We start from the raw sequence: 25,706 nt of genomic DNA, 5'->3' as shown, positions 1-25,706 counted from the left end.
GAAAGTAATTATTCTTGTCTTTAACGTGTATTTTGTTATTCGCAAAAACTCGGATCGAGCTTGTAAGCTTTACGTAACATGGCTGGCCAGGCTTTTTGGCCGCCGGTTTGCCCACTGTGAACCACATTAGCTTGAGCATATATGCCATCAACTATGGCCTGTGGAATTTCAATAACCGATTGATTTGCTTGTAGTAAATCCATCTGAATCTCACATGCGCGCTGCAAATCATAAAAGCGCATAAAGGCATCCCCCACCGTTGGGCCTAATGTCAAACCGCCATGATTATGTAAAAGCATATGGTTGTTGTTAGCTAAATCATCTTGCAGGCGCCTTTTCTCCTCGGCATTCACCGCCAGACCTTCATATTCGTGGTAGCTCATGGACGACAAGGAGAACATCGCGTATTGGCTCCATGGTTGCAAACCATCTTTTAGGCTGGCAACGCTGATCGTCGCTTTGGTATGCAAATGAATGACGCATTGCGCATCATGTCTCACTTCATGAATAGCGCTATGAATGGTAAAACCAGCAGGATTAATAGTATACGGCGAACCATCTAAGATATTGCCTTCTAAGTCCACTTTCACTAGGTTCGAGGCGGTGACTTCTTCAAATGTTAACCCAAAAGGATTAATCAAATACTCATCTGTACCGGGAACACGCGCAGAAATATGGGTATAAATAAGGTCGCCCCAGCGAGCGTCTGCCACGAGTCTGTAACATGCAGCTAGATCAACGCGAGTTTGCCACTCAACATCGGACACTTGCCCTTTTAAGCTTCTATCTGATAACGCAAACACCTTATCTCCTTACTATTCAAATTAAGCGTCAAATCGCTCTAGCTATTGTTGTTTCGTTTTACTACGCCCTGAAAATTAGCCTCAAAAGACCGGCGCGCATATTATCAACATAAGCTCTGTTTTCACTAAGCTGAGTACTGCTGTCATAAAACAACTATGATAACTGAGTGACAAACAATATCCGAGACCTATGGGAATTACCTTATGGTTTTTAAATATAGATATTTGCCTTTGCTGCTAACGTCAGTCCCGTGGCACAATAACAGTATTAATGTTTACAAGATTACGCGTCCATTTGAGCCCTGTAAAAAGCCAGTGGGTACGTTAACAAAACAGGTGAATTATCATGAAAGCAGGCGCATGCCATATCTTGGTCAAAACTGAAAAAGAAGCGCAACAATTGAAAGCGCAATTAGACAAAGGCGCGAACTTCCAACAACTCGCTAAAAAGCATTCACTGTGTCCATCAGGCAAAAAAGGGGGTGATTTAGGTGAGTTCAGCCCGGGCACTATGGTTAAAGCCTTTGACAGCGTAGTGTTTAAAAAAGAGATTTTGACCGTACATGGACCAGTCAAAACTCAATTTGGTTACCACCTAATCAAAACCCTCTATCGCGGTTAATAGAAGAACTACAGATGACTGGGCGAGGCTTGTAACCAATTTAGCGGGTCATATTTTGTGGTAGCACACGTCATGTGCAGCGTAAAAGCATGGCGTGATTTCTCCGAGCGATTTGGCGCACTAAAATGCGGCAGTAACCCATCAAATACCACCAGCGAACCTTTCTTTACCTCTAAAGGTTTTGCATCTTCATCTTTTGGCCAAGGGGTGTCATCTAGCACTTTTAATTCTGTGCTGTCATCGGTAAAGCGCATAAATTGCTCGCGCAGAGGCGTATCACTGCCATCGGCCTTAACTTGTAAGCAGCCATTTTCAATTGTGGCATCTTCCACTGCAAACCAAAATGTCACTACGGACAAGGGGTCGCTTAGGAAATAGATGCCGTCTTGATGCCAGCGGATCACTCCTCCTATCTTCGGCTGTTTAAAAATATACATAGATTGATGAATTTGCGGTTTGAATAACCCTACATCTCTTGCTAATTGTCTGATCCTAGGATCGTGGCTGAATGCTTTAAATACGGGGTTTAGCGTGTGCAGGGCATGGCCAATTTTGTTAATGCTTACTGCCTTAGCTTGCTTCAAGTCGCCTTTCTCGTCGAAGGCTTCCTCTTCAAAAAAACAGCGGATTTTATCGCCTGATTGTAAGAAGTAATCATCTCTTGATTTGCTCTGATCTTGGGTAGAAAAAACAGCACGAGTTGAATTAGGGTCGAACAACTCAACAATAGATTCAGCTTCACTTTTTAAAGAGGCCATTTCTGCCGTGGAAAAAAGCTGGTTTAATACGATATACCCTTGGGCTCGAAATTCATTTTTCTGATCGACAGACAGCATAGAGACCTCACACTTTGTATCAAAATTTCTTGCAAAACAGTATATTATCTTGCGTTCAAGTCAAGAGCAGGTCTTGTCTTGATTCTCCCTTTTGCTCATATACATCGCTTGATCTGCTTTTTGCAGCATTTCACTAACGCTTATTTCGTTATCACTGAACACCACACACCCCACACTGGCGGTGACTCGGATCTGCGCGCTGTCGGTACTGATATTAATATTCTTTAAGCGTTTCGTAACACGTTCTCTTAATATTTCTGATTGACGTTCATCCTCGAATTGAGCAAGAGCGACAAATTCATCACCGCCTAGACGGCCAACTGCATCTTGATCTCGCATTTGTTTACGAATGATTTTAGCCATAATTCGCAGTACTTGGTCTCCTGCTTTATGACCAAAATTGTCATTAATCTCTTTGAAGTAATCTAAATCGATGTACAACAAACATAATATTCCCTGCTGTGTGTTGTGGGTCTTTACGATTTTTTCTGCGGCTTCTTCCCAGCCTCTTCGATTAAAAATTTCACATAGCGGATCCGTCATGGCTTGGGCTTGAGCCAAAATCTTCTCTTGGTTGATGCGCTTTATTCGTTCTGAGGTAGCGATAGCAAGAAGAAAACTCTCAATGGCAAATGAAAACAACAGGCCATAACGCTGTAAAAACGGACTTTGATCACCCAAAAATATCCGGAAAACCATCGCACAACACACAATCAATGAAGCGAGCAGTACAAGGCGAGCGGTGTGTACTCGAACGTAGGAGGCATATGCAATTAATCCAAACGTACACATCAATACGGCCATGGTGGTTCTTGCCATAATGATGGCAAGTAATGTAAACCACTCCCCTCTAGGTAAAAAACACAGCACAATTGAGACACCCAACACGAAAACAGCAGGATACATCACGACATAGCGAGTGAATCGCGACCAACGTCGCTGTAAGCCCAATAAGGTTACAACGAAAATCGTGCCGGTAAATACCGTTAAGCCAGCGAATAAAAGGTTTAACCTTATGTTGTTGGTTAGGTTTGCATCAAAGAATAGGTTTATGTTCCCTTCCTGTAACAAGAAAAAAATGCCCGCACAGAGAACGTAGTAGCAATAAAAGTGGAAGCGCTTATCTTTAAGGCTTCTCCCCATCACATACAAATAAAAAACCAGTGTAATGCACAGCCCATAAAACAGTCCCAATAACAAGTTATGTTGTTGCCCCGCTAATGCGTAATCTGGCCAGGTTTTGCGAACGAGTGTTAGGCTAAAGTCCCGCTCGGCGTCTAGTACTAAACTTGCGTTGTACTGCCCCTGGGGTAAAATAAAAACCAGTTTATTAGCGGCAATTTTCTGCTGCTCTTCATGCTCAATATGCAAACTTGCTTTGCGTATAGCATTGTTGTTGATAATTAATACACTCTGTTCTTTGACATGACACACTACTGATAGGTGGTTAGTAAATTGTTTAACAGGCACTCTTTTGATTTGATTTAGCGTAAGGGAAAGGGGTGTATGATCCTGCTGTTCGTGCAATACAAAGCAGGTGTCCTGTTCTTGTGCATAAAGACGATGACTGAATATACTGCATATCAATAGCGCCGCAGATAGATAACAGAGAGAACCAGTAGCAAACTGTCCTTTACTTCTGCCATTTACTAGTACACAGCTGAAAATAGGTTTAAGGATACGGCTACCCCAAAGATTTAGCGTCATGATTACAGACACGTGCACCGCATTAAAATACGTCATACCTAATCTATACACCCAAAAGTCAGATTCTTATGTGTTAAATAGCGCATCTAGGGAATTCTCATTTTGGCTAAATGTTAGCGAATTTGACTTACCCTCGGCACTGAAGTCTCAATCCACATGACTTAAAATCAAAAATACTCTTTATTAACAATAACTTAATTACTTGGCACAGGATCTGCCTTGCATTGCTCATTGAGAATTACGCCTAACAAATGATGAGAGATTACGATGAGTTTACCGATCATACTAGTTACAGTCATATTGGCTATTAGTCCAAGTATTCCACTGGCCAGTCAAAAAGAAGTTGAAGTTTTCTATTCTGAGAGTATTGCGCAAATGCGATATGAAAGTAGCCCATCGGCACTGACTGAAGCCAAGAAGAAGCTAATGCGCCACTTACCCTACAGTAACGATAGCCTATCGACACAAGAGGTTGAAAACCTAAGCCTTATTGGTAACGACGTTATAAGAAGCTTGCCCATGCAAATGATGTCAGATATTCGCACTGTTCGTACAGATGTTGAGTTGCCCGAGAGTAGCGTTGTGTTGGGTTCGATTAACACAAACTATGGCAACATAGTGTTAAACGGCGTAACCGTATTTGGTCACATTAAGTCCCTGCAAGGAGATATCAGTTTAACCGGTAATACCGTCGTTTTTGGTAACGTGTTTATTGGCCGGCAGATTAAACAGATTGGTGGAAACGAGATGGTGCCGCCCTCTGTGTTTATTGGCGAAGATGTTCGCATAACAGGCAAGTTAATCGCACATCCTTTGGTGCAGCTAGCGATTGAAAATGACCAGCCTAGCATAACCTACAATGGTGCGTCGTTGAGTTCATCTTTATAGCGGTTCCCCCCAGCGGCGCCAAGCAACTCTTAGCAACTAGCACTCTCATTTCGCCCCGTAGTACGTTGTATTAAAAAGGTGTCTATTCACCGTTAATAAACCAAAGGTTCATCTATTAATGCGAAGGTATCAGCCAAGGCAACAGGTCTCGAAAAGTAGAACCCTTGCAGAAATTGGCAATCGTGCTCTTTAAAAAACGCTACTTGCTCTTTAGTTTCTATCCCTTCTGCCACGCAATACATATCAAGGCTTTGTGCCATGCGTAAGATGGTCTCAATTAATGCCTCGTTATTCTTATTTATGCCTATGTCGTCGACGAAACTTTTATCTACTTTAATCACACTTAACGGAAATTCTTTAAGGTATTTTAAAGACGAATATCCAGTACCGAAGTCATCTAGGGCAATACTGAAGCCGGCTTCCCGTAGGTGTTTCATATAGATAATTGCTTTGTGATAATCTTTCATCAGCGCACTTTCGGTTATTTCAAATCTAACCATCTCTACCGGTAAGGCGTTCGATGCTAAAAAGGCGATCACATCCTTTATAGACTGAAGAGACTCAAAGTGACGGGCCGATAAATTAACGGATAAATACCCATCGAATCCATTGGCTTGCCAATGCTTAAACATAGGAAGCGCCCGTTCCATGGCTTGTAACGTCATGCTTTCAATCAAACCAAGCTCTTCCGCTACGGGGATAAAACGCCCGGGAGAAACTTTTCCAGTGTCGGTAAACCAGCGCATTAGTAGCTCAAAGCCGGCAATTTTATTGCGGCTAATATCAATAATGGGTTGATAATAATTTTCAAGCTGTTGATGGCTATGGGCGTACTTGAGGTCACTTTCTAACGCCAACCTTTGCTGGGCGAGGACGTTCATTTTGGCAGTGAAAAATTGAAAGTGACTGCGGCCATTTTCCTTCGCGTGATACATCGCAATATCCGCATTTTGCAAGAGCTCTTGTGCATCTTGCGCATCATCGGGATAGAGCGCGATACCAATACTCGAAGATACGCTCACTAGATGGTTTTCCAGCTGAACCGGGGTATCGATGATTTCAATAATTTGGCTAGCCAAGTGTGTGAGGTCATCAATGGTATGTACATTTTCAATCAGTACCACAAATTCGTCGCCGCCCAATCTGGCAATGGTGTCCTCTTTGCGTAACAAATTAAGTAAGCGGGCGGAAATTTCTTGTAGCAGTGTATCCCCTGCGTTATGTCCCAGACTGTCGTTTACTTGTTTGAATTTATCCAGATCAATAAAAAACAAACCTAACGTGCTTGCTGAACGCTGAGCTTGATAAATCGCATGATCAACACGGTCAAGCAATAGCGCTCTGTTGGGTAAACCAGTAAGTGCATCAAAATTTGCCAGTTTTATTAATGCTTGCTGAGCTTTCTTATGTTCGCTGATATCACTTAAAATAATCAGATAGGAGTCAATATCCGTGACATCGTTGATACAGGCGACGGCTTTGATGTATACCAATACATCTCGTACTTCCTCATTTTGTAACATGATTTGGTCTTCACCGCGCCAATCTTCACTTGCTTCTAAACTTTCGAGTTTGCTCCAGAAGCTTAGCAATCCGGCTTGTTGACCGTCATATACAAGCTTGAGTTGCGAGGCAATGTCCTGTTGCTCATCAATATTAAATGTGTTGCAAAAAGCTTGGTTTGCCGCCATTGGTACTGTGTGACGGTTGCACACTAACACCCAGTCGCGCGTGTGCTTGTATGCTTCACCAAACAGACGCAAATCTTCTTGCTCTGCAATGCTGTCCGTAATGTTGGTATAGGTCCCTACAACGCGCTGGTTGTGCTCGCTTGCAACTCCCCCTGTCACATTGCCTACATCACGAAACCACAACCAATGCCCGTTGTGGGAGCGCATTCTGTAAGTCACATCAAACACACGATCTTCTTGCTCTAAAAAGCTGTGCCAGCGCGCTAAATACATCTCTTTGTCACGATTATGAATAAGGGATAAGTGCTCTTCTCGTGAGACTGCGCCAGTCTTATTCTCGTAACCTAGCTCATCGTAGAAGCGAGAGGCTTGGACCGTGTCACTCTTTTCATCCCACTCCCAAACGTCACTGTTGCTTGCTTGTAGAGCAAGTGTCAGTCGGCCCTTACTTTGGACGGCTTCTTTATGCGCACTTAGCAACCTTTGAGCCTGCAAACTGCGCATTTTCCAAAAAATATAAGCAATTAGGCCGATCAGTAGAGCGTAGTTTAGATAGGCTAAAGGTGAGTTCCAAGGCGCATAATCTACCTTTATTTTGATTTGTGCACTGGGACTTTCCTTGCCGCCAGACATACCAATGGCAGAAACACTGAAAACATATGATCCCGGTTCAAGTTTGGGAAAATACACCTGAGGATCGGGTGTACTTGGATAGGTTATGTCTTGTGTCCCACTAAGCCGATATTGATACCGTGTGCTGTGTAAGTTAGCAAATTTCAACGTTGAGAATCTAATTCGCAACCCCACATCATCGTAAGCCATGTGTACTTCACTATCTGCTAAATCTATAAGTTTCGATGAGTAAGGCGAGGCTGAAACCTTTATGCCGGTAATTTTGGGCTTTTGCGACGTTTTCTGGCTGTTTGGCAATGTCCCAGGAGTAAACATCACTAGGCCTTTGGGCGAACCGAATACCAGTTTGCCATTAACAAGTTTTATATTGGCTCCCTGATTGAATTCTTCATTAGCTAAACCGTGAGCGTGGCCGTAGCGTTGCAGTGTCATGAATTTGGGATCGAATTTAAGTAACCCGTTATGAGAGCTTATCCAGATGGCGTTTTCACCATCTGATTGCAAGCTATAAATATTATTCGACGGCAGTAGATTCTCTTTATTAAAGAAATACCTTTGTTCAAAGGTGTCACCATCAAGCCCGACTAAGCCATAGCCTGGGTAGCTAACCCACAAAATATTTTGCTTATCCAGAACCCAGCTATCTGGCCATAAGTTAGCACTTAATTGCTTGTCCAGTTGATGAATAGGCGTTAATTGCTTTAGGTTGATGTCCCACTGAAACATGCCACCTAAGGTACTCAATAGAAGACTATTAGGAGCGCCTGGAAGCGGAGGCATAATACCTCGCAGTAACTTTGTGGTAGCAAGTGCATTAAGTTCTTTAAGCGCAGTGATGTCCTTTGTTTGCAGATTGTAGTAGTAAACACCTTGTTCATATACGAAAAATAAATCGCCGTCTTTCGTTGCGATAGCGCTTTGAATATATTCGTTGAGAATGCGGTCATCATCTGCTTTTTTGACCTGTATCGTTTCGAGCTTTCTTGATTGAATATGAAAACGGCGTACCCCCTCTCCTGTAAGCAACCATAAGTACCCAGGGTCGGCTGGTAAAATCTGATGAATACTTGATTCTGAATACTGTGCTAGCTCATTAGATGAAACTAAAAAGGTCTCAACAGTTGCCGTTTCAAAATCATAGTAGTTTAGCCCATTGTCGGTGCCTATCCAGTACCCGCTCGGGTCGACTTGCATTAAGGCCCATATATTATTATCGCTCAACGTTTTAGCAAATCGCCCACCGTTGAGATTGAGTAAATTTTGAAAGGATTGCGAAGTACTAACCCAATGCAAAACCCCATCTGAGCGGGTGCCTAGCCATAAATTGCTACTGTCATCGAATGCAATATCGTAAACAACGTCTTGTGACAGTAATAACCTACTGTCTGTGGGTAAAAGTAAATGCTGGGCTTGTCCGGATTGGGCGTCATAAGTGAAAACCCCTTGATCCGTCGGTAGGTAAAAAAGTGAATCATTCAAGGTGCGAATACGCCAAATGTTGCGACTTGCAATTAATGTAGCGAGTGGGTCGGGGGCAATATCTTGGGTAACATAATCAGATATCTGCGCTAAAGAGACACTGTATAACCCCTTTACCGTCCCTATCATCAATGTATCACGACTTTTATCTACGAAAAGAGACTTGACATCTTTTTGCCCTTCATTGCTAAATTCTGCAAATAAAAAGCCTAAATCGAAGCTTTCCTTAAGCTGAGGGGAATATACGAACAAGCGCTCATTGGTGCCAAAAAATAATAAATCGTTATGCCAAACCAAGGTGCGGATATAATAGCCTTTTTCTATCTTATTCGTGGCCATAGAAAAAATGCTTTTTAGAGTATTTGTGTGCGGCTCGTATCGCAGAATTTCCTCATCTGATGCGAGCCAAACTGCGCCGCCGTTATCTTCAGCGATGGCATTAAAACTCTGTTGCCAATCAGCTATGACTTGGGATTTTCGCTTGTCGATTAACCTTGCTTCGCCGCTTGATAAGTTGATCTTGAAAATACCCGCGCTAAATGTCGCGACCCATAAATTGCCTTGGCTATCTTGCATCAGGTCATTTATCGTTTTTGCGCCTAGGGCGACGTTACTCGGTTCGACGACGTCGACTTGATAACCATCGTAACGGTTCAATCCTGTGTCTGTGCCTAGCCATAAGAAACCTTGATCATCTGTGTGCATCACGTTGATCGTGTCTTGACTCAAGCCATTTTCAGTCGTTAATTGAGAGAAAACTGGGGACTTTAATAATGCATGTGAAACATCTGGGACCGCCTGCGCCTTCAAAGAATGAAGCAATATCCACAACCATCCCAACAAACAACAATATTTACCAAACATGCGACTCCGTCTTTCAACCTGCTCGTTACCTCCTCTATTGTAACGTGATGTAACAAGAATAATAAATTCAATAACATTGTTGATTCAAAAAAATGTCACTTTTGTGTTTTTATAGACGATATTCATCCTTATTACTGGCGCGCTTGTCGCATTACCTATATCTCGACGAGCAAATTTCAGTAACATGCATCAGACGACATTTCGATAACATAATAATAAGAGGCTCTCATGACACACATTCTTTCTGCAGGTATCACACTTGCAATGACGTTGACCACTGCTATCAGCTATGCCCAAAGCCCTCCTAGCTATCAGGACCAACAACGCCTGCACGACATAGCAAAAGCAGTTTCTGCAGAACATATCGAACAGGATATTAGAACCCTAGTAGGATTCGGCACCCGCCATACTTTATCTGATACGGCATCAGACACCCAAGGTATTGGTGCAGCTAGACGCTGGATAAAAAGCGAATTCGAACAAATATCGCAAGCGTGCGGCGGTTGTTTAGAGGTGTATTTTCAATCTAAAAGCATCAGCGGTGAACCCCGCATTCCTAACGCCACGGAAGTAGTGAGTGTTATCGCCGTACAGCGCGGCAGTCACGATCCTGACCGCTACGTGTTAATGTCAGGCGATATTGACTCCCGCGTTTCTGATGTGATGAACAGTACGTCTATATCTCCTGGCGCTAACGACAATGCATCGGGTGTCGCGGGCACATTAGAAGCCGCGCGAGTGTTATCAAAATATAAATTTAATGGCAGCATCGTTTACGCGGCATTAGCTGGGGAGGAACAAGGTTTATTTGGCGGTAAGATACTGGCTGAACAGGCTCAAAAAGACGGTTGGCGTATCAAAGCCGTGCTCAACAACGATATGATTGGCAATATCGAAGGCATAAATGGCGTTATTAATAACACCACAGCCCGTATATTTGCCGAAGGCACTCGCCAAACTGAAACCCCGGAGGAAGCGAAAACACGTCGCTTTACTGGTGGTGAGGTCGATTCTCCGAGTCGCAACTTAGCGCGTTACATCGACTGGATGGCAGACCGCTACATTCCTAACCTAGATACCATGGTCATTTACCGTCTAGACCGCTTCGGGCGCGGAGGGCATCATCGCCCGTTTAACGATTTGGGCTACCCAGGTGTACGCATTATGGAAACCAACGAAAATTACAACCGTCAACACCAAGATATACGCAGCGAAAACGGCATTGACTACGGTGATACCATCGAAGGTGTGAACTTTGATTATGCCGCAAAACTCACAGCGTTGAATGCTGTATCACTTGCAGGAATGGCATGGGCACCCTCCCCGCCGGCTAAGGTAAAAATTGCGGGGGCAGTAAAACCAAGCACCACCTTAAGCTGGCAGGCGCTGAATAAAGAGCAAAACCCGCAACTCAAAGGTTATAAAATTTATTGGCGCTATACAGATGCACCACAATGGCAATTCAGTCGTTTCGTGGGCAATGTGAATACATTTACCCTTGAGAACGTTGTGATTGATAACTACTTTTTTGGTGTTGCCAGCGTGAGTCAAGACGGTACAGAAAGTCCGGTTGTTTTCCCCGGCGCCGCAGGAGCGTTTGGCGAATAACCTAGGTGACTTTTTATAGAAAAACGCAGGCTATGGTGTACTTGAGTATTGAACCACTATCGCTTGCGTCCTTATAAATGTTATTTAGTTGGATGAATGTTGCCACTTGCAGAGGTTGCCCGCAGCGATAATAAAAATTGTGTGGCAATCAGGGCATTATAGCGCGTCCGATTTACCCTTTGTGCGGATACCACCCCAAGTATGCACGAGTTCTAGCGTATGCTTTTTTTGTCGTACTGCTGCAGTTCCATAACTCGGTATACTTGCCTCGAGTAAAGTACCAATTACCGATTTTTACACCTGTTAGCGTGGTAGAGAAGTTATGTCTGTTTACTGGTGACTGATCGAAACGGTTAAACAGGTATTGACCTGCTCGGCTTTGAGGGTGCTGGCAATATCATTTTCCCATCGCCCCCTTCTTTATTTAATTAAAAGTCGTTTATTTAATTATGTTTAATTAAGAGTCGGGTAGCACTGTGGCATTCAAGTGATTGCTAATCTCGAGCTGATGCTGCCCGCCATACCGCTGAGGAGCGTTCGTACTTAATTTTCTTTAAGTTCAAATTATTTGAACAATACAATCAAAATATTCTTATTTTCTTTCATTATCTGTCGAGTTACTTTAGCCACATCAACACGCATCGCTTACTTTAACTCTGATTGATTGTGGGTTAGCGAGCAGGGTAGAACTTGGAAAGTTGAATTAATTTGAATCAAATATATTGAGGGAAAACCATGAAAAGTACATTTTTAACAAAATTAACGACGTCACAAGCGGGTTTCTCAGCATTGTCGCTACGTATTCCCGTTGGCATTACCTTCATTGCTCACGGCGCACAGAAGCTTTTTGGTGCGTTCGGCGGATATGGTTTAGAGGGTACCGGACAATGGATGGCCTCCATCGGACTAGAGCCCGGCTATACTTTGGCCTTTTTAGCAGGTAGTGCAGAATTTTTCGGTGGCATCGCGATATTGCTCGGTTTACTGACTCGCCCTGCTGCTGCAGTTCTCGCTTTTACCATGTTGGTGGCTATTTTTGGTGTACACATAAGTAATGGTTTGTTTATGTCCAACAATGGTTATGAGTATGCACTGGCGTTATTAGCTGTGTCTGTCTCCTTGGTATTCTCGGGAGCGGGTAGATTATCGATAGACTCAATAATTTCTGCTCGTGGCATAAAATAAAATTCATTAGGTAGGTGACAGCTATGATAGATATTCGTTTAGCAGCAACACGGGGGCATGCCAACTTTGGATGGCTCGATAGCCGTCATACTTTTTCATTTGGCTCCTATCACGATCCAGAGCATATGGGATATTCGGCATTACGTGTGATCAACGATGATAAAGTCGAACCGGGTGCTGGGTTTGGCACCCATGGTCACAAAGATATGGAGATAATTAGCTTTGTAACTCAGGGCATTATTGCTCACAAAGACAGCATGGGTAATGTGAAGCACTTGCCCCCAGGTGAATTTCAGCTTATGTCTGCCGGTACTGGAGTGACTCACAGTGAGTATAATGCATCACAAAGTGAGTCCTTGCGCTTTTTACAGATTTGGATCATGCCTAGTCGTCATGGGGGAACGCCTGGCTACCAGCAAAAAGCCTTTGGTAGACGCCAAGGGCTGACGCCCATTATCACCCCAACAGGTAAAAATGGCACGCTGGCGATTAAGCAAGATGCCACACTGAGTCAATTGGTGCTTGCTCCTGAGACAAGCCTGAACATCGAATTGGATAAGGCGCGCAATACGTACGTGCACCAAGTCAGCGGGCAGCTTGATATTAACCAGCATCAACTTAATCCAGGTGATGGCGCGAAAATAAATGAACTCGACACTTTGGTTTTAGCTAACAAAGGCACACAGAGTGTCACTGCGTTGTTATTTGATTTGCCTTAATCAATTACTTAAACGCAACTTAAAGTGAAGCAATAAAGTGCTATTTATAACCACACCACCCTAAGATTGCTTAGGGTGGTGACTTTCGTTTATGGAGAAAAAATGCGCCACGCCGTTACCCTTGAAGCCCTTAGAGTGCTAAACGCCATTCATAGCAAGGGCAGCTTTGCTGCCGCTGCAGACGCGTTATTCAAAGTGCCCTCAGCTTTAACTTATACCATCAGTAAACTTGAAGCGGATTTGGGAGTTGCTCTTTTCGATCGCAAAGGGCAACGGGCTATACTAACTCCGGCCGGCAAATTGGTGCTTAGCGAGGGGAGTGAAATATTAAGAGCCGCCGACGATTTAGAAGAGCGGGTTCAACAATTAGAATCTGGCTGGGAATCAAAATTGGTGATCTCAAAAGATACAATCATCTCTGAAGCGCCATTACTCAAGCTTATCGCGGAATTTTGCACTCTGGATAAACATGTAGACATCACCTTGATTGAGGAAGCACTTGGTGGCGGTTGGGATGCACTTCAAACAAATCGTGCCGATATTGCTTTAGGCGTTACGGGCGAATTACCCAAGGGACAATATGATGTCGCGCTTCTTGGGGAGTTAGAATTTGTATTTGCTGTGAGCGCTAAGCATCCGTTGGCAGATTTTATTGGTTTAATTGAAGGGCATCATATACGCCAATATCCTTACATAGTCGTGGCCGATAGTTCCCGCACCTTGCCGGGACGTACCAGTGGGTTGTTCGATAATAAACAGTTGATTCGAGTAAGTAGCATGAAAAGTAAAGCCCAAGCCCAGGCCGCCGGGATTGGCGTGGGTTTTCTACCTATTCATATTGCAAAGCCATTTTTAGACAATGGCAGCTTAGTGGCAAAAGGTACATCACTACCTCGCCCGCCTATTCCTATTTATTTTGCCAGAGAAAAATCAACCTCAGGCAAGGCCGCGCAATGGTTCTGGGAGCGATTGAGTCAGTATAATTGGCTGGCCCCTCAATCGTGAAATCTTACATAACAGTGCATTTTTTTGGTCACATCACACTTCAAAAACAGGCGATTTAAATAGCTCGATGAAGATTGCGCTTTGAACACATAAAGATTCATAAGCTGGCAGGAAATTAACTTTCCAGCCAGCATAGAAAGTAATGAATGCTATCTATGAAACGGTTATCAAAAGAGTCATTCATTTGTAGAAACAATCGTTAAAGCTTAACCATTAATTTCCCATTGTTGGCACCACTTAACAGCATGTTCAACCCATCAACTGCTGATGGTAACCCCTCAAGTACGTGAGCACGGTATTTAATTTGCCCTTTCATCACGTAGGGCGTTAACTTCGCCAGTAATTCAGGTACCTGAGCGTAATGGTCAGGCATTGTAAAACCTTGAATGGTGAGTCGCTTCTTAATAATCGGGATCCAGTTAGGTCCAGCGCTCGGCTGTGAGGTAGCATAATCTGAAATCATTCCGCATACCGCTATGCGCCCATGGGCATTCATATGCTCAAAGATATGCTGCTGAATTGCGCCACCGGTATTTTCAAAGAAAATGTCCACACCATTTGGCGCAAGTTCATTTAGCTTGGCGTTCATATCGTCTGATTTATAGTTAATCGCGCCATCAAACCCTAGCTCATTAACTAACCACTGGCACTTTTCGTCAGAACCAGCAACACCGATAACCGTCAACCCATCTGCCTTTGCAAGTTGACCTACTATGGAGCCTACTGACCCCGCAGCGCCGCTAACCACAATAGTTTCTCCCGCTTTTGGCTTAGCGACTCCGAATAAGCCTTGAGTGGCCGTTAATCCGGGTAAAGCAAACACTGACAATGCTTGTTCTTCGCCTACGCCCGCGGGTAATTTGTTTAAGCCTTGGCCGGTACTGACGAAGTACTCTGTCCAGCCGGTCATCCCCATGACTTTATCCCCTGCTGTAAAATCGGGATGATTACTTTCTACGACTTCACCTATACCAGAAGAGCGCATGACATCGCCAAGTGCTACGGGTGGAATATAACTTTTGGTATCAGAACTCATCCAACCGATCATCGCAGGATCAAGTGACATGTAGGTTTGCTTGACCAAGATTTCACCAGGTCCTGGCGTAGGCACCGGTTTTTCAACGACTTCGAAAGTTGAAGCGGGGATTGGGCCTGGCTCTGGGCGTTGAATAAGGTTTATAGCGGTATACGTTGACATTATATTTCTCCTAACAATCGTATTTTGGTGTTTTCACTGCTATTTCAGCGATAAATATTATATTAGGCTTTATTTTGCTAAGATAACTCCCCATAAAAGCCAATCTTTATTGTCTTAATAGCAATAATAGAGCGAAATAAAGCGAAACAGATAATTTATGGATCAGCTCAGAGCGATTCGATACTTTTGCAAAGTAGTTGAAACCGGCAGCTTCACCAACGCTGCTACAACTTTCAATGTCCCCCCCTCATCTCTGTCACGAAGGGTCGCTGACTTAGAGCGTTCGTTAGGTGCAACCTTGCTTAAGCGCTCAACGCGAGTGGTGAGGTTAACTGAAATAGGTCAAACCTATTACAATCAAGTCAATGATATATTGCGTCAATTAGAGTTAAGTAATGACACGGTGCGTAGCTATCAAACAGTACCTACAGGGCAGCTTAGGATCAGTGCCATGGTTGAATTTGGCGAGCCCATATTGTTTCCATTATTAGAAGAATTTTCACAGCGTTATCCGCAAATTATTCTTGATGTGCGCCTCAGCGACGAACTATCGGCCTTGTCCCGAGACGAGGTAGACATTGCTATACGAGGCGGGTATGCGCCCAATGAGCGCGTGATTGCAATTAGATTAATGGAAAATCAATTTATTGCCGTTGCCACTAAGGCTTATTTAGAACGATATGGCACACCAAATACACCATTGGATCTCTGTCATCATAAAGGATTGTATTATCGAACCCCTAATGGTCCATTGCGCTGGATCAGCGAAATAAACGGCCAATGGCAAGACGTATCCGCCCCACAGGTGGCGGTTTCAAACAATGGAAAATGGTTATTAGGGAAAGTGCTAGCGGGGCAAGGCATGATGATGGCGCCCAAATGGCTGCTTAAGGAATATCTTGTTTCCGGGGACCTGCAAGAGTTAAGCCTGTCTCCCGAAATTAACATCACTTCGAGCAGTGATTTCGGTATTTATCTTTTGTACCAAAAACAGCGCTATTTAGTGCCAAAAGTCAAAGCAGCAGTGGACTTCCTGGTCGCAAGAATAAAACAATTGCATGCTTAAGTGGTTCTGAAGATAATCAATTTAAACGTGATTTTTGCAGATATCTAATAAACTTCTTAACAGCAATTCATCATTGTAAAACGGCGCACTGCGCATCGTCACTAAATCACGCTGTACGACTTTAATTCCCAGCTCGCGGAGTCGCTCAAAAGGAATCCCACCCGCGTAATATTTCTCATTTACATCGAGCAAAATGGTACTGATATATTTGGCTGCTGGAAGAGGTTGTTCTGTGTGTTTGCGCAAATAGCTAATGAGAGTCAAAACACAATCTTCTAAGCTCATACCTAGCTGTTCAGGATCATTACCTAGATTGGGAATGTAGACCTTTGGATTTGGGTTTCTGCTGACAGCATCCCCTACTCCGACAGGCAATAAATTAGCCACGATACTGGTAAAAAAGCTGCCAGGTGGATAACAAATCATATCGGCTTGCTCAATATATTGGCGATTTTCGCTTAACAAAGAACAATCGACAGCCTCGGGGTTTTCATCGCTCTCGCACAAAAAAAGTTTGGTAATAGCGCTATGCAATACAGGGGTTTCTTTGGCCGTTAATAAATGCTGACCAATCACCGTACTGCCGTCCTGCAATTCTGCGGCTATTTGCAAGTTACACTCGACTATCGGCCTGACTACACCACGGATATCCAACATTTGATGAAAGAAATCGATGCTACATTGCAGTCTATTTTCACCTGCGCACAGGGTATCGATGAACAACAAATTACCGATACTGGCACCGTTTAAATCAAAATTATCAGGCAAACATTGCAACACCCTAGCCATTTTATGACAGAACATTTGGCGCTTTTCTATTTCTAGCGAATGCACAAGTGGATCTTGGCCTTCTGCCATCGACTTAAGATGTTCACGAAGAACGTGCTGAGCTGCAATAGAGGACAATCGATAACCCAATAAGCGAGCTACAACGTTTTGTTCCGGCGTAATATTGTGACTTAGGGCCAGTAAACGATTTCGAATATCTCCAACGCCTGGTAATGCAAAATGCCGACGAATGGTCGCTGAACTGCCACCTGAATCAAACGGTGTTACAAGGTGCACCGAATTATGCGTTGCTTCTATCAGTGGCTGACAGAAACTTCGCAATGCGCTACCGCCACTGAAAAATAAAAGGTTCTTCCCCTGATGCGCTGCCCTATGCTGAGCGTCCAAAGGAGACAGAACAGACGTTAATTTTGTGTGCTGAGTTGGCTTAACGCGCATAAATAGAGGCATTCATATGATGAGGTTAACCCTGAGTGTGACTTTATTATTATGCATAATAGATTACACCTTCGTACAAAAAAGCCAAGGGCGAAGGTAATGTTGCTAGAGTAAAAGCTATATTAAGACGCCGTAAAATTGATAGCGGCTTGTGAGTTAGCGTTTTTACTAGGCGTTGTTTTTAGTGGCCAATGACTTTGAAAACCTGATTTCGCTAAAATGTGGGTTTGCATGTTGAGCTTGCATCAAAGCAATTAAATTGAGCGCTATGCTGCATTCCCCTTCTGCTGAATGAAGCACAATACATTCTTGTTTCTGCTTATTGTAGCTTGTGTCTTTTGCCGTCCCTTTAATCTCACTACCATCGCGCAAACGTAACAAAATTGGCATGTTAAATAAGCAAGCTAGCTCAATATAATCTTGTTCAGCACATTTCATCGTTCATCTCCTGTCTGTCCTAAAGATACTGACTCATGTCAATGAGCTATAAAATGCAAAAAAATAGCCCAACAATGTGGGCTATCAGTATCAGCAAGCTGCAATAAAAACGCTAGTTAACGTGGCGGGAACATTCCACCAGGACCACCAGGGGGCATCATACCTTTCATGTTGCGCATCATTTTCTTCATGCCACCGCCTGACATTTTCTTCATCATCTTCTGCATTTGGGTAAACTGCTTCAACAGGCGGTTTACGTCTTGAATTTGAGTTCCAGACCCCATAGCAATTCGACGTTTGCGTGAGCCTTTGATGGTATCGGGCTTAGCACGCTCAAGGGGTGTCATTGAATTAATGATCGCTTCCATTTGATTAAATGACTTATCGTTGGCCTTGTCTTTCACCTGAGCGGTCATGTTGCCCATACCGGGTAGTTTATCCATCATGGACATCATGCCGCCCATATTACGCATTTGTTCCAACTGCTCTTTGAAATCTTGTAAGTCAAAACCTTTGCCTTTCTGTACTTTCTTGGCAAGACGTTGGGCTTTATCTTTATCAACTTTACGCTCAACTTCCTCAATCAGGCTCAGTACATCACCCATACCCAATATACGCGAAGCAACACGCTCAGGGTGGAAAGGTTCAAGGGCGTCAATCTTTTCGCCCATACCCAAGAATTTAATAGGCTTGCCAGTGATATGGCGAACAGATAATGCAGCACCACCGCGGGCATCACCGTCTGTCTTCGTCAAGATAACACCGGTTAATGGCAACGCTTCATTAAACGCTTTGGCCGTGTTCGCGGCATCTTGCCCGGTCATGGCGTCCACCACGAACAATGTCTCTATCGGTTTAATCGCTTGATGAAGGTCTTTAATCTCTCCCATCATTTCTGCGTCTATGTGTAAACGCCCCGCAGTATCGACTAATAACACATCAAAGAATTTTTTCTTTGCGTGATCAACTGCTGCATTAACAATATCAATCGGCCTTTGTTCTATCGTCGACGGGAAACACTCTACACCGACTTCAATCGCTAGGGTTTCAAGCTGCTTGATGGCCGCAGGACGATACACGTCAGCACTGACCACAAGTACTTTTTTCTTTTCACGGTCGGTTAAATAGCGCGCTAGTTTACCCACGCTGGTGGTTTTACCCGCACCTTGCAGACCTGCCATGAGTACGACTGCTGGCGGCTGCGCGGCAAGGTCTAAGCCTTCATTGGCCTGCCCCATGACAGATTCCAACTCAGCTTGTACAATTTTGATGAATACCTGGCCGGGATTTAAACTTTTTGAAACTTCGGTGCCTACAGCACGCTCTTTCACCTGCTCAATGAAGCTTTTTACCACTGGCAAGGCGACATCGGCCTCAAGAAGCGCCATGCGTACTTCGCGCAGGGTGTCTTTGATGTTGTCATCAGTTAATCGGCCACGGCCGCTGATATCTTTGAGAGTTTTGCCTAAGCGTTCTGTTAAATTTTCAAACATAGCAAATTGGTACAAGTTAAATTCTAGATGTGCTTATGATACCTAAATTCCTCCCAGATAAGAACCAAAGCAGTACAACAAATAAAGTTAATGAGAATTATTGCTAAACACTAGGTATGAAAGGTCATAATGGTTATACTCCGTCGTCTCAGAGCGTTAATCGTTCGCGTTTTTGCCCTTCAGGCTTCGTTCGTGAATTCGCTCAACATCAATACGGAAATCGAGGTTAGATCATGTTGTTAGGCTTAATTTGTTTTTGCCTATATGCTGGCGCTGCTGGCGTAATATTATTGAAGTTTTTTGACCATAAGGGCCCCAACCTAAAACTGTCTTATGTATTAGCTATCGCAGCGATAGCCATGCATGCTTGGCTATTAAATAACGATATTTTTGTTAGCCTTGGCGAGAATTTAAGCATGCTCAATGTTGCTTCACTTGTCGCATGGTTGATTAGTGTGACCATGTTGATAGCCGCCTTTACCATGCCAAATACCATTTTACTGCCTGTGGTGTATTCATTTACTGGTGTCATAATTCTGCTTGACCTCTTTATTCCCGATGCGCACATTATGCAAATTGGCGTGCGCCCTGAATTAATGATTCACATAGGGTTAGCGCTATTTGCTTATGCTTGTCTTGGTATTGCCTTACTCTACGCGCTTCAGTTGGCATACATCAACATGCGCCTTAAAGAGAAAAAAGCCTCGCTCTTGCACTCTTCCCTCCCCCCGTTAATGATGGTTGAAGGCATCCTCTTCAAATTGCTTACCGTTGGTACCATTCTTCTAACACTGTCATTAATAAGTGGGTTTGTATTCTTAGAAAACATGTTCGGCCAAGGACAAGCTCACAAGACCATTTTGTCGATATTGGCTTGGTTGGTGTTTTCTGTTGAGCTATTTGGACACTTCAAATTTGGTTGGCGCGGTAAACCCATTATTTTCGCCACTATTTTGGGTTCAATACTTTTGAGTCTGGCTTATTTTGGTAGCCGGTTTGTCAAAGAAATAATTCTAAGCTGATCCTGTTTTTAGCCAATATCTATAGTAAAATAAGCCAACTTGCTTGAAACGTGGGGAATTTGCCCTTAAAGTTTCGCTTTAACAACCTTTAGGGATCCCTTAGTTGGACGATATATCAACAGGTAGTCTATTTATTCTACTTGGTATTTTAGTATTACTTTCCGCTTATTTTTCTAGCTCTGAAACCAGTATGATGTCGATCAATCGATATCGACTAAAACACTTGGGTAACGAAGGCAATAAAGGTGCCCTGAGAGTTCAAAAGCTTCTTGAAAGGCCTGATCGCTTGATCGGTTTAATCCTTATTGGCAATAATCTCGTCAATATTGCAGCATCGGCAGTTGCAACCGTCTTAGGGTTACGTTTATACGGAGATGTCGGTATAGCGATGGCGACAGTGGTGCTCACCCTGGTTATCCTTATTTTTTCTGAGGTCACACCTAAAACGGTTGCAGCACTTTATCCAGAAAAAGTCTCTTTTCCAGCCTCTTTTTTCCTTCTACCTATGCTTAAGTTACTTTACCCATTGGTGTTTTTAGTAAACGGAATAACTAATTTTATTTTAAAGCTGTTGCGCATCAGTACTGATGACAGTGGCAGCGGTAGTTTAAGCAGAGAAGAACTGCGCACCGTAGTACACGAAGCGGGCGCCATGATCCCCAAAAAGCACCAAGACATGTTAGTGGGCATTTTAGACTTAGAGAAAGTGACCGCTGAAGATATTATGGTCCCACGCAATGAAATTGTGGCCATAGATATCAATCATGAATGGAAAGACATTCAAAAACAGTTGATAAACTCTCAACACACTCGTGTTTTACTGTATCGCGACAGCATTGATGACGCAGTTGGCTTTGTTCATGTGCGTGATGCCTTGCGGTTGCTGTCCAAAGACGAGTTTACCAAATCCAGCCTTTTGCGCGCCGTTCGGGAAATCTACTTCACCCCTGAATCGACACCATTACATACATTAATGTACAAGTTTCAAGCCGTTAAAGAACGCATTGGCTTAGTTGTGGACGAATACGGTGATATTCAAGGTTTGGTTACCTTAGAAGATATCCTTGAAGAAATTATTGGTGACTTCACCACAAGCATGGTGCCGGATCATAGCAAAGAAGCAGATACTCAGCAGGATGGAAGTGTACTGGTTGACGGTAGCGCCAATGTTCGAGAGTTAAACAAAGAGATGGATTGGCATTTTCCCACCGAAGGACCAAAAACCCTTAATGGGATTATTTTAGAGTATTTGGAAGATATTCCAGAAGCTAATATCAGTTTACGATTAGCTGGCTATCCTCTTGAAATTATCGAAATGAAAGATAACGTTGTCAAAACAGTACGAATAATGCCGCAATTCTACTTAGCACAAGATAATAATAGATCTGATTGAGCGAGATTATACCAACACCATTGAAACCTTAAATTTTGGTAAGGGGGTCTTTTGCCAGTCTGTTTTGACGGATTTTCTCTTTTGCTAGCTCTACTTTTGTATTCAGGTTTGTCAGGCGCTCGTAAATGCCCTGAAGCTCAGAGTCATGAGTCAGTTGTGCATTTGATACATGATGTTCAAGTACCTGCTTTAAGTAGGCAGGTAAATTTTTGCCTGGCATGAATGTAACCCCTCTAACGAGTTATCGGTTCTCATACTCAAATCTATAGTGAAAGTTTATCCCTTAACTTCAAGATGGGTGATAAATATCCAACACCGTCCCTGAGTGTGTGGTTGGTTGATAATCAACCATAACTATACTCGAAGTGTCAAAAAATAACGAATGTTGTTGTCCTGTCACCTCGTCTAAAAAATAACTCACAAACGGCATATGGCTCACAATTAATAGAGAATGTTTCACCTTATTCTCTTCGAGTAAATAATCAATGTAATCATGAGTTAGCCAAATGTTCCCGTCAGGCGTGATATCATTTGATACAGTTTGGCTATGGACTGTTATCTCTTCACCGACCGCTTCCAATGTTTGTCGTGCTCGGATAAAAGGGCTAACAAGGCTCATCTCGATCCCTGACGGCTCACAGCGGTCTAATAACCATTGCCCTGCAGCCTTGGCCTGCTCTAGACCAAACCTAGTTAATTCACGGGAACTGTCTTCATATTGAGCAGTCTCGGCTTCGCCATGACGCATGATAATAATATGCATAAATTACTGCTGAATGGTTAACAAACTTTGTTACGCTTAATATAGCAAATAAATGTTTGAAAATCCGAGAGTTGAGTGTTTTTTGCGTTATGCTATTTCAGCGCAATATATGAAAACAGGATCTAGTCTTTTGCTTACTCATCGCCTCGATAATCGTCACTATCACTTTTCTCAGTTTGAGAACGGCTTGAGAGTGATATTTGTCGAAGACCCAAGCAGTGAAGTGTGCAACGTAGCGGCTACTGTTGGCAATGGTCATTTTAGTGATCCTGTTGATTGCTTAGGCTTGAGCCATTTGTTGGAACATATGCTGTTTCAAGGCAACAAAAAATATAAAACGATAGATGCGTTTGATACTTTTCTTTCTTTACATGGCGGCTCGGTAAACGCTGCCACCGGCTCAGAATATAGTCACTATTACTTTTCGGTAACCGGTGAACATCTCTCATCTGCACTTGATCATTTCAGTCAGTTATTGACAGCGCCTTTATTTGAAACAGAGGCAATTGAAAAAGAAATCGGCGCGATTGATGCTGAGTTTTCATTAAAAATACACGACGATTTGCGCAGGCTATATGAGGTGCACAAGGAAACAGCTAACCCGGACCACCCTTTTAGTCAATTTTCTGTCGGTAATGCAACCACCTTGGGTGAACTTAATTTACAAGAAGTGCGGCAGCGTCTAAAAACACTGCATCAAGATAAATACGTCTCTCAAAATATCGCATTGTGCATCATCAGCCCATTTAGTCATCAAACGAGTTTAACGCTCGTTGAGCAATATTTTGGACAACTGGAAAATAGAAAACCGTCTAAGCGCCCCCCTTTACCAGCACTTTACCTGCCCGAGCAGTTGGGTATTAGAATTGATATTACCCCCCTAAAATCGGCTCGCAGGCTTATCGTCACGTTCGCACTGCCATGTGTACACCATTATTATCGCACTAAACCGCTAAGTATTATCAGCGAGTTATTGGCTGATGAGGGCCCAAATGGCTTACTTGGATTTTTTAAAGAAAAGGGATTTGCTACCAATATTAGTGTCGGTGGTGGTATCGAAGGCAGTAACTTTCGAGACTTCAATGTCAACCTACAACTAACAGAATTGGGGTTAGCCAACATTGACTCCATGTTAGAAACGCTATTTCAATACCTAGGGAATATTAGGCAGCACAGTAAACTGCGCTTCTTTGATGAAAAGAAAGCATTGCTGGAACAAATCTGGCAATTTGCTGATGCCATAAAGCCGATTGATGAAGCCGTTAGCTTATCCAGCGCAATATTTCTTTACCCTTGTGAACACCTTATTGCCTCAGAATACATACTCGATAAGGCCGACCCTTCAATCGTGGACGAAATACTGGCTTTTTTTACGCCGTCAAATATGCGCGTTAAAGTCGTCTCCCCTGATGCTCAAACAAACCAGATAAGCCAGTGGTACAACACCCCTTACGCAGTGTCTCCCCTGCCCCCTCAATTGCTAAAGAAATTGCAAAATGAGAGTTGCAGTTCGCTTTTAATGTTACCAGAAGAAAATCAATTTCTAAGCCTCGAGCATACATTGATTCAAGCTGAAAAGAAGTATTCTGTACCCCAAAACATAGTTGCGTCAGAGGACTTCAATGTCTGGTTTGGTCAAGATACCCAATTTGGTTTACCAAGAGGTGATTGCTATATCTCATTCGATTGTCAAGCAGCCACCACTGGGGTTGAAGCGACAGCATCTAGAAAACTGTGGATTGCCTTACTCAATAACCATTTCCAGCAAGCTTATTATCAAGCAAATGTAGCAGGGCTTAATTATCATTTGTATTCTCACCAATGTGGTTTTTCTCTGCATACCAGTGGCTTTAGCGCCAAACAACTGACCTTTAATCAGGAGCTAATAGACCAATTACACTCTTTTGAAGACTTTGAAAAACACTTTGAGCAGATTAAACAACAACAATGTCAGAGCCTACACAACAACTTACTGAACAAACCCATCAACCGATTATTCGCCAGACTCTCGGCTTTCATGCAGCAAAATACCCATACACCACTGAGTATGGTCGCTGCCATGGAGAGCACAACACTTGAACATGTCCACACCGTAAAAGGCCAATTGCTAAATGATAGATATATGGAATCTCTCATTTTTGGAAACTGGGATATCAATCACGTAAACCGATTCTCCGATAAATTACATCAACAACACGCATTATATAGCGGGCACAAAAAGCTATCGAGGAGTGTATTTGATTTATCAAAGCAAGATTCGTTACTTCACGCCCTTCCCTGTGAACATCCGGATGCCGCTGTGGTCATTTATTACCAATCTCCCAATACCGGGCGCCGGGACACATTGTTGACGATATTATTAGAACAATTAGTGTCACCTGTCTTTTTTAACTTTGCCCGCCAGCAAGCGCAATTGGGTTATTTAGTGGGGAGTGGTTATGTGCCGTTCAACCAACATCCCGGCATAGCATTCTATGTGCAATCACCTAAATATTCGGCGCAATACCTCATTACCGTCATCCGAGACTTTTTGAAAAAGTTAACAGTAGATCTATTGTCTTATCAGAAAAATTGGCGTGACATAAAACATGGCGTGATGAAGCAATTATGTCAAAGAGATGCAAATCTAAGTATCAAGAGTCAACGTTTGTGGTCTGCATTAGGCAATCAAGACTATCGTTTTTCTCAAAATAGAGACACGGCAAATGAATTAGAATGCATCGAGTTTTCGGATCTAATGAACTTCGTAAACGGTCTCATCATCGGTAAAAACACGGGTGAATTAATACTGTACAGCGACCCTAAGCATTCAATATCGGCCGATGAGCTTTTGACGACTCCAGTTGACGATGTCTCGGAGTTTAAAAAACGCACGCCGTTAGTAGAATAAAGCGTTAATATTTCTTTAATAGACCGAACAATTCACTGCTTGTTAGTAAAAGTTAGCTGTAGCGTTAAAAAGTAACGATTAAAACTTGTTAAGGCCCCATATTTTAGGCATATTTAAGGCCGTGGGTACTACGGATAGTTTCCTAAATATTAATAATTACAAAGCAGAAAAACTGC

20 protein-coding genes are annotated in these 25,706 nt (G+C 43.1%); 10 read left to right on the top strand and 10 right to left on the bottom strand.

Annotation, left to right across the window (positions count from 1 at the left end):
• Positions 1-35: 35 nt before the first annotated feature.
• On the bottom strand, positions 36-803 hold the full coding sequence (locus AC0L6N_RS06405) for a class II aldolase/adducin family protein (RefSeq protein ID WP_473479946.1): 768 nt from the start codon (positions 801-803) through the stop codon (positions 36-38).
• Between the two features lie 346 nt (positions 804-1,149).
• On the opposite strand from AC0L6N_RS06405, the gene AC0L6N_RS06400 reads away from it, so the two are divergent.
• Positions 1,150-1,425 (top strand): peptidylprolyl isomerase, encoded by a 276-nt coding sequence (locus tag AC0L6N_RS06400; RefSeq protein WP_011574510.1) that lies wholly within the window; start codon positions 1,150-1,152, stop codon positions 1,423-1,425.
• A gap of 8 nt (positions 1,426-1,433) precedes the next feature.
• Here the strand turns inward: AC0L6N_RS06400 and AC0L6N_RS06395 are convergent, their stop codons facing one another.
• Both AC0L6N_RS06395 and AC0L6N_RS06390 read right to left on the bottom strand, forming a co-directional pair.
• Positions 1,434-2,261, bottom strand: coding sequence for a phytanoyl-CoA dioxygenase family protein (locus AC0L6N_RS06395; RefSeq protein ID WP_473479944.1), 828 nt, complete (start codon positions 2,259-2,261; stop codon positions 1,434-1,436).
• 60 nt (positions 2,262-2,321) lie between these two features.
• Entirely contained in the window at positions 2,322-4,004 is a 1,683-nt protein-coding gene (locus AC0L6N_RS06390) for a sensor domain-containing diguanylate cyclase (protein ID WP_473479942.1), read from the bottom strand.
• A 231-nt stretch (positions 4,005-4,235) separates the two neighbouring features.
• Between AC0L6N_RS06390 and AC0L6N_RS06385 the strand changes: the two genes are divergently transcribed.
• The gene (locus AC0L6N_RS06385; RefSeq protein ID WP_473479940.1) at positions 4,236-4,856 is read left to right on the top strand and encodes a hypothetical protein; all 621 of its coding nucleotides are present in this window, start codon (positions 4,236-4,238) and stop codon (positions 4,854-4,856) included.
• 92 nt (positions 4,857-4,948) lie between these two features.
• Here AC0L6N_RS06385 and AC0L6N_RS06380 read toward each other — a convergent pair whose 3' ends face one another.
• Positions 4,949-9,523, bottom strand: a complete 4,575-nt coding sequence (locus tag AC0L6N_RS06380) for an EAL domain-containing protein (protein WP_473479939.1) — start codon at positions 9,521-9,523, stop codon at positions 4,949-4,951.
• A 264-nt stretch (positions 9,524-9,787) separates the two neighbouring features.
• On the opposite strand from AC0L6N_RS06380, the gene AC0L6N_RS06375 reads away from it, so the two are divergent.
• The 4 genes from AC0L6N_RS06375 to AC0L6N_RS06360 all read left to right on the top strand — a co-directional run bounded on the left by AC0L6N_RS06375 (position 9,788) and on the right by AC0L6N_RS06360 (position 14,040).
• Positions 9,788-11,131: a M28 family metallopeptidase gene (locus tag AC0L6N_RS06375; RefSeq protein WP_473481271.1), complete on the top strand. Its 1,344-nt coding sequence runs from the start codon at positions 9,788-9,790 to the stop codon at positions 11,129-11,131.
• 735 nt (positions 11,132-11,866) lie between these two features.
• The gene (locus AC0L6N_RS06370) at positions 11,867-12,316 is read left to right on the top strand and encodes a DoxX family protein (RefSeq protein ID WP_011574504.1); all 450 of its coding nucleotides are present in this window, start codon (positions 11,867-11,869) and stop codon (positions 12,314-12,316) included.
• A 23-nt stretch (positions 12,317-12,339) separates the two neighbouring features.
• Positions 12,340-13,035: a pirin family protein gene (locus AC0L6N_RS06365; RefSeq protein WP_473479937.1), complete on the top strand. Its 696-nt coding sequence runs from the start codon at positions 12,340-12,342 to the stop codon at positions 13,033-13,035.
• A gap of 102 nt (positions 13,036-13,137) precedes the next feature.
• Positions 13,138-14,040, top strand: coding sequence for a LysR substrate-binding domain-containing protein (locus tag AC0L6N_RS06360; RefSeq protein WP_473479935.1), 903 nt, complete (start codon positions 13,138-13,140; stop codon positions 14,038-14,040).
• A 199-nt stretch (positions 14,041-14,239) separates the two neighbouring features.
• Here AC0L6N_RS06360 and AC0L6N_RS06355 read toward each other — a convergent pair whose 3' ends face one another.
• Positions 14,240-15,238 carry an NADP-dependent oxidoreductase gene (locus AC0L6N_RS06355; RefSeq protein ID WP_473479933.1) on the bottom strand — a complete coding sequence of 333 codons (999 nt, stop codon included), beginning with the start codon at positions 15,236-15,238 and terminating at the stop codon, positions 14,240-14,242.
• 157 nt (positions 15,239-15,395) lie between these two features.
• Between AC0L6N_RS06355 and AC0L6N_RS06350 the strand changes: the two genes are divergently transcribed.
• On the top strand, positions 15,396-16,304 hold the full coding sequence (locus AC0L6N_RS06350) for a LysR family transcriptional regulator (RefSeq protein ID WP_473479931.1): 909 nt from the start codon (positions 15,396-15,398) through the stop codon (positions 16,302-16,304).
• Between the two features lie 21 nt (positions 16,305-16,325).
• Here AC0L6N_RS06350 and AC0L6N_RS06345 read toward each other — a convergent pair whose 3' ends face one another.
• The 3 genes from AC0L6N_RS06345 to ffh form a co-directional block, all read right to left on the bottom strand.
• Complete coding sequence (locus AC0L6N_RS06345) at positions 16,326-17,531, bottom strand: GAK system CofD-like protein (protein WP_473479929.1); 1,206 nt, start codon at positions 17,529-17,531, stop codon at positions 16,326-16,328.
• 168 nt (positions 17,532-17,699) lie between these two features.
• Positions 17,700-17,969, bottom strand: coding sequence for a Rho-binding antiterminator (locus AC0L6N_RS06340; RefSeq protein ID WP_473479928.1), 270 nt, complete (start codon positions 17,967-17,969; stop codon positions 17,700-17,702).
• A 116-nt stretch (positions 17,970-18,085) separates the two neighbouring features.
• Positions 18,086-19,462 carry a signal recognition particle protein gene (gene ffh / locus AC0L6N_RS06335; RefSeq protein WP_473479926.1) on the bottom strand — a complete coding sequence of 459 codons (1,377 nt, stop codon included), beginning with the start codon at positions 19,460-19,462 and terminating at the stop codon, positions 18,086-18,088.
• A 233-nt stretch (positions 19,463-19,695) separates the two neighbouring features.
• Between ffh and AC0L6N_RS06330 the strand changes: the two genes are divergently transcribed.
• On the top strand, positions 19,696-20,484 hold the full coding sequence (locus AC0L6N_RS06330; RefSeq protein WP_011574496.1) for a cytochrome C assembly family protein: 789 nt from the start codon (positions 19,696-19,698) through the stop codon (positions 20,482-20,484).
• A 103-nt stretch (positions 20,485-20,587) separates the two neighbouring features.
• Positions 20,588-21,877, top strand: a complete 1,290-nt coding sequence (locus AC0L6N_RS06325) for an HlyC/CorC family transporter (RefSeq protein WP_011574495.1) — start codon at positions 20,588-20,590, stop codon at positions 21,875-21,877.
• A 28-nt stretch (positions 21,878-21,905) separates the two neighbouring features.
• On the opposite strand, the gene AC0L6N_RS06320 is transcribed toward AC0L6N_RS06325, so the two are convergent.
• Together AC0L6N_RS06320 and sixA are read right to left on the bottom strand one after the other, a co-directional pair.
• On the bottom strand, positions 21,906-22,097 hold the full coding sequence (locus AC0L6N_RS06320) for a hypothetical protein (protein ID WP_041713566.1): 192 nt from the start codon (positions 22,095-22,097) through the stop codon (positions 21,906-21,908).
• 69 nt (positions 22,098-22,166) lie between these two features.
• A complete protein-coding gene (sixA, locus tag AC0L6N_RS06315) occupies positions 22,167-22,640 on the bottom strand; it encodes a phosphohistidine phosphatase SixA (protein ID WP_473479924.1) in 474 nt (157 codons plus the stop codon).
• Positions 22,641-22,749: 109 nt separating this feature from the next.
• Between sixA and AC0L6N_RS06310 the strand changes: the two genes are divergently transcribed.
• Positions 22,750-25,530, top strand: a complete 2,781-nt coding sequence (locus AC0L6N_RS06310) for an insulinase family protein (RefSeq protein ID WP_473479923.1) — start codon at positions 22,750-22,752, stop codon at positions 25,528-25,530.
• Positions 25,531-25,706: the final 176 nt, after the last annotated feature.

It is taken from the genome of Paraglaciecola sp. G1-13, assembly GCF_055809255.1.
This window is presented reverse-complemented; position numbering and strand designations above follow the sequence as displayed.

Bases quoted from the DNA above. Each gene is read 5' to 3' on its own strand.
- AC0L6N_RS06400 (WP_011574510.1), top strand. From the start codon at position 1,150: ATGAAAGCAGGCGCATGCCATATCTTGGTCAAAACTGAAAAAGAAGCG.
- AC0L6N_RS06395 (WP_473479944.1), bottom strand. From the start codon at position 2,261: ATGCTGTCTGTCGATCAGAAAAATGAATTTCGAGCCCAAGGGTATATC.
- AC0L6N_RS06390 (WP_473479942.1), bottom strand. From the start codon at position 4,004: ATGACGTATTTTAATGCGGTGCACGTGTCTGTAATCATGACGCTAAAT.
- AC0L6N_RS06385 (WP_473479940.1), top strand. From the start codon at position 4,236: ATGAGTTTACCGATCATACTAGTTACAGTCATATTGGCTATTAGTCCA.
- AC0L6N_RS06380 (WP_473479939.1), bottom strand. From the start codon at position 9,523: ATGTTTGGTAAATATTGTTGTTTGTTGGGATGGTTGTGGATATTGCTT.
- AC0L6N_RS06375 (WP_473481271.1), top strand. From the start codon at position 9,788: ATGACGTTGACCACTGCTATCAGCTATGCCCAAAGCCCTCCTAGCTAT.
- AC0L6N_RS06370 (WP_011574504.1), top strand. From the start codon at position 11,867: ATGAAAAGTACATTTTTAACAAAATTAACGACGTCACAAGCGGGTTTC.
- AC0L6N_RS06365 (WP_473479937.1), top strand. From the start codon at position 12,340: ATGATAGATATTCGTTTAGCAGCAACACGGGGGCATGCCAACTTTGGA.
- AC0L6N_RS06360 (WP_473479935.1), top strand. From the start codon at position 13,138: ATGCGCCACGCCGTTACCCTTGAAGCCCTTAGAGTGCTAAACGCCATT.
- AC0L6N_RS06355 (WP_473479933.1), bottom strand. From the start codon at position 15,238: ATGTCAACGTATACCGCTATAAACCTTATTCAACGCCCAGAGCCAGGC.
- AC0L6N_RS06350 (WP_473479931.1), top strand. From the start codon at position 15,396: ATGGATCAGCTCAGAGCGATTCGATACTTTTGCAAAGTAGTTGAAACC.
- AC0L6N_RS06345 (WP_473479929.1), bottom strand. From the start codon at position 17,531: ATGCGCGTTAAGCCAACTCAGCACACAAAATTAACGTCTGTTCTGTCT.
- AC0L6N_RS06340 (WP_473479928.1), bottom strand. From the start codon at position 17,969: ATGAAATGTGCTGAACAAGATTATATTGAGCTAGCTTGCTTATTTAAC.
- ffh (WP_473479926.1), bottom strand. From the start codon at position 19,462: ATGTTTGAAAATTTAACAGAACGCTTAGGCAAAACTCTCAAAGATATC.
- AC0L6N_RS06330 (WP_011574496.1), top strand. From the start codon at position 19,696: ATGTTGTTAGGCTTAATTTGTTTTTGCCTATATGCTGGCGCTGCTGGC.
- AC0L6N_RS06320 (WP_041713566.1), bottom strand. From the start codon at position 22,097: ATGCCAGGCAAAAATTTACCTGCCTACTTAAAGCAGGTACTTGAACAT.
- sixA (WP_473479924.1), bottom strand. From the start codon at position 22,640: ATGCATATTATTATCATGCGTCATGGCGAAGCCGAGACTGCTCAATAT.
- AC0L6N_RS06310 (WP_473479923.1), top strand. From the start codon at position 22,750: ATGAAAACAGGATCTAGTCTTTTGCTTACTCATCGCCTCGATAATCGT.